Here is a 4,471-nt window from a genome sequence, read left to right on the forward strand (position 1 = left end):
CGGGGCTTTCGTGTTGCTGAAGTCTTGATTCAGGCAGTCAGGCTCAGGAGGTCGTCGGGACGCGCTGGTGATCGATCACCTGACGCAGCACGAAGCTTGAATGCACGCCGGTCACCCCCTCGATCCGCGTGATCTGCTTGAGCAGCAGGTCGTGATAGTCATCCATGTCCTTGACCACCACCTTGAGCTGGTAGTCGGCTTCCTGGCCGGTGATCAGCAGGCATTCCATCACCTGGGGCAGCGAGGCGATGGTGTCCTCGAAGTTGGTGAAGCGCTCCGGGGTGTGGCGGTCCATCGAGATATGCAGCAACGCCATCAGGCTGAGTCCCAGCTTGCGGGCATCTATCTGGGCGCGGTAGCCGGTGATCATGCCGCTTTCTTCCAGCGCACGGACACGGCGCAGGCAGGGCGACGGGGACAGGCCAATGCGCTCTGCGAGCTCCTGATTGCTGATGCGACCCGAGTGCTGAAGCTCGTCAAGAATGCGACGGTCGAAGCGGTCCAGTGTCGGGAGAGGAATATTCTGGCTCATTTTCGCAATCCATTAGCGGTGAAGATGTGAATGGTGAAATAATCTGCTTTTAAGATGGCGATGTCATGTGGTTTTCGCAATCGTCCGCCCTGATATGCGGCATATACTGTAATCACTGCTCAGCGATGAAGACGCCCGCTCGGGTCGTGGCTGTCGCATGACACGACGCACGACGCGAACGACAGACCTGAGCAGGATGAGCCACCGGCGCTGGCGACACGCCTCTTGCAACCGGTGAACGCGGAACGCAGTCGGCTTCTGATCGAAGCGAGGCTGCCGAAAGGGCTCTGGTGGTGATCCCACCGTCCTTCTCTCCGCGCTGGAGACCGTGATCCGGTCCCGGAGCTTGCGGCGGGCAGTGACGTTACGCTGCCCCCGACTTGCTTGCTTGCCCTGCTGACGGCAAGCTTTCGGATGCAAGGCCTTCACGCCTTCGTCATCTCACATTTACTCAGGCGCCCCGATTGGGACACTGTTGAGTGCGAAAGGTGCCATCGATCTCCCGTATCGGGCCTCGATTGCCGGTTTTTCGCACCCAGACCGCCAAGGACACGACCATGACTGCTGCATCCACGCCAAGTGCTGCCTTCGACCACACCAAATATCGCCCCGTGACACCTGTTGCACTGACCGACCGCCAGTGGCCGTCGCGTACCGTGACCCAGGCGCCGCTATGGGCGAGTGTCGACCTGCGTGATGGCAATCAGGCGCTGCTCGAGCCGATGACGGTCGAGCAGAAGAAGCTGATGTGGAAGCTGCTGGTCAAGATCGGCCTCAAGGAGATCGAAGTCGGTTTCCCCTCCGCCAGCCAGCTCGATTTCGACTTCGTGCGCTGGTTGATCGAGGAAGACCAGGTTCCGGAAGGCGTCAGCATCCAGGTGCTGGTGCAGGCGCGTGAGCATCTGATCGCGCGTACCTTCGAATCGCTGGTCGGCGCGCGTGATGCCGTCGTTCACGTCTACAACTCCACCTCCACCGTGCAGCGTGAGCGGGTGTTCGAGATGGACCGTGACGGCATCAAGGCCATCGCCGTCGAGGGTGCACAGCTGGTCAAGGACTACGCCGAGCGCTACCCGGACACCAACTGGGTGTTCCAGTACTCGCCGGAGAGCTTCACCTCCACCGAGATGGATTACGCCGTCGAGGTGTGTGAAGCGGTGATGGATGTCTGGCAGCCGACGCCGGAAAAACGCTGCATCCTCAACCTGCCGGCCACGGTGGAAGTGGGCCCGGCCAATCACTTCGCCGACCAGGTCGAGTACTTCATCAAGCACCTGAGCCGTCGTGACTGCGCGATCATCTCGCTGCACACCCACAACGACCGCGGTGGCGCCGCTGCCGCCGCCGAACTTGGCCTGCTGGCCGGCGCTGACCGCATCGAAGGCACCCTGCTGGGCAACGGTGAGCGCACCGGCAACATGGACCTGATCACCCTGGCGATGAACCTCTACAGCCAGGGCATCGATCCGGAGCTGGATCTCTCCAACCCGGACGAGATCATCCAGGTCTATACCGAGTGCACCAATCTGCCGGTTCACCCGCGTCACCCCTGGGTCGGCGAGCTGGTCTACACCGCCTTCTCCGGCAGCCACCAGGACGCCATCCGCAAGTGCCTCAAGAAGCAGCAGCCTGACGAGCCGTGGCAGGTCGCCTATCTGCCCATCGACCCGCAGGATCTGGGCCGCGACTTCCAGGCGGTGATCCGCGTCAACAGTCAGTCCGGCAAGGGTGGCATGGCCTTCCTGCTCGAGCGCGATCATGGCATCAGCCTGCCGCGCTGGATGAGCCTCGAGCTTGCGCCGCACGTGCAGAAGGCCAGCGAGCAGGTCAGTGGTGAGCTGTCCAGCGACCAGATTCGCGCGATTCTCGATGCCAGCTTCAAGCGTGAGGCGCCGCTGAGTCTCAAGGGCTATCGTCTGGATCGCGAAGGGGCCGAGCAGCTCACCGCGACGCTGGTCGATGACAAGGGCGAGCAGATAGCGCTGGCCGGCGAAGGCAACGGTGCCATCTCCGCCTTCATGGATGCCTGGCAGCGTCACACCGGTTCCACCGTCAGCGTGGTGGACTACGGTGAGCACGCCCTCGGCGAAGGCAGCGATGCCGTCGCGGTGGCCTTCGTGATGCTCAACCTGGATGGCAAGCGTGTCTGCGGCATGGCCGAGGATGGCGATACCGTGAGCGCATCGCTCAAGGCCGTGCTGTCGGCGGTCAATCGCGGCCTGGAAAGCAGTGCACGCAGCGAAGCGGAACGTGCCGAGGAAGCCGGTCCGGTCGCTGTCTGACGACAACACGCCTCATGCGTGACTGATCAGAGGCATTTTTGCCTCTCTCGAGACCCTCGCTCATCAGAGCGGGGGTCTTTGCGTTTCGCGGCAGGGCAGAAGCTGCCCGGCCGGCGCTCACGCCCGCCGTTGCTGGGCTGACGCGGGCAGGCTTGCGTGGAAAATACGTGTCATGCTCGCCAGGCCGCTATAGACTTTTGTCTGATGTTGACGGCTCAGTCAACATCCGGACTTGCACCGGTGCCCACCCTGCGTATCATCGCTGCACCCGCATAATGATAACGATCTGGTGGCAGACCGGATTCGAGAACACAACAATTCCAAGCGGTGCAAAGGCAAACCCCCTGATTGAAGAGATAATGGATGCGTCCCCATCCCTGCTCTGATCGGGCATCGCCAGTGCACCTCTCGTTCAGGAGGTCCGCTAGAACAACCCACAACTACTCATCGGTATCGCATGATTCAACTTGATGCTATCACCACCCTGTTGCTGGCGGCGCTTGTCCTCGTCGTTGGCCATCTGATCGTCGAGCGCGTGCGCGTGCTGCGCGAATTCAATATCCCCGAGCCTGTGGTCGGCGGCCTCATCGCTACCATCATCGTCACCGGCCTGCGCGGCCTGGGTTACGAGTTCCAGTTCTTCGGCGGTCTCCAGACTCCCTTCATGTTGCTGTTCTTCGGCTCCGTTGGCCTGTCGGCAGACGTTCGCATGATTCGTGCCGGCGGCAGCAAGCTGGTGCTGTTCCTCGCGCTGGTCATCGGTCTGCTCATCCTGCAGAACCTGCTGGGTGTCGGTGTTGCCAGTCTGTTCGGTCTTGATCCGGTACTGGGTCTGCTCGGCGGTTCCATCACCATGTCCGGTGGCCACGGTACCGGCGCGGCATGGGCCAACGTCTTCGCCGACGAATATGGCATCAATGGCGCGATGGAAGTCGCGATGGCCTGTGCCACCTTCGGGCTGGTGTTCGGTTCCCTGATCGGTGGGCCGACGGCGCGTTTCCTGATCAATCGCATGAAGCGTGAAGGGCAGGACATCAACGCCCAGGTCAGCGATTCCGAATATGACGAGACGGAAGTCCAGCATCCGCTGAATACGTCCAATGCCCTGAAGACACTCTTCATGCTGCTGCTCGGGGTCGTCTGTGGCCAGCAGCTGCAGTCACTCACCTCGGGCACCGCCTTCTCGCTGCCGACCTTCGTGTGGGTGCTGTTCAGCTGTATCGTCATCGGCAACGTGGTGCGCGCCTTCGGCGACAAGCACCTCAATACCCACGCCGTGGATGTGCTGGGCAACATCAGCCTGTCCATCTTCCTGGCGCTGGCGCTGATGACGCTCAAGCTCTGGGATCTGGCCAATCTGGCACTGCCGATTCTGGCCATCCTGCTGGCACAGGTCGCGCTGGTGTTCCTCTACACCACCCAGGTCACCTTCCGCCTGATGGGCAAGAACTATGACGCTGCGGTACTGGTCGCGGGTAACTGTGGTTTCGGCATGGGCGCCACGCCGACGGCGATCGCCAACATGCAGGCGGTCACGCAGCACCACGGGCCGTCGCGTCTGGCCTTCATCATCGTGCCGGTGGTGGGTGGTTTCCTGATCGATATCGCCAACTCGCTGATCATCAAGGGCTTCCTCGGCTTCTTCTGAACATGACCG

At 61.7% G+C, this 4,471-nt stretch carries 3 protein-coding genes; 2 read left to right on the plus strand and 1 reads right to left on the minus strand.

Features of this window, described 5'->3' with window-relative positions; all coding sequences use genetic code 11:
- Positions 1 to 43: 43 nt before the first annotated feature.
- The gene (locus AC4FAH_RS10625) at positions 44 to 532 is read right to left on the minus strand and encodes an Lrp/AsnC family transcriptional regulator (RefSeq protein ID WP_043331273.1); all 489 of its coding nucleotides are present in this window, start codon (positions 530 to 532) and stop codon (positions 44 to 46) included.
- Positions 533 to 1,089: 557 nt separating this feature from the next.
- Here AC4FAH_RS10625 and AC4FAH_RS10630 point away from each other — a divergent pair.
- Together AC4FAH_RS10630 and gltS are read left to right on the plus strand one after the other, a co-directional pair.
- A complete protein-coding gene (locus AC4FAH_RS10630) occupies positions 1,090 to 2,814 on the plus strand; it encodes a 2-isopropylmalate synthase (RefSeq protein WP_043331272.1) in 1,725 nt (574 codons plus the stop codon).
- Between the two features lie 457 nt (positions 2,815 to 3,271).
- Positions 3,272 to 4,462, plus strand: coding sequence for a sodium/glutamate symporter (gene gltS / locus AC4FAH_RS10635; RefSeq protein ID WP_043331271.1), 1,191 nt, complete (start codon positions 3,272 to 3,274; stop codon positions 4,460 to 4,462).
- Positions 4,463 to 4,471 lie beyond the last annotated feature (9 nt).

This window comes from Cobetia sp. (assembly GCF_983723665.1).

Coding starts and splice junctions, on each gene's coding strand:
- AC4FAH_RS10625 (WP_043331273.1), bottom strand. CDS start 532: ATGAGCCAGAATATTCCTCTCCCGACACTGGACCGCTTCGACCGTCGC.
- AC4FAH_RS10630 (WP_043331272.1), top strand. CDS start 1,090: ATGACTGCTGCATCCACGCCAAGTGCTGCCTTCGACCACACCAAATAT.
- gltS (WP_043331271.1), top strand. CDS start 3,272: ATGATTCAACTTGATGCTATCACCACCCTGTTGCTGGCGGCGCTTGTC.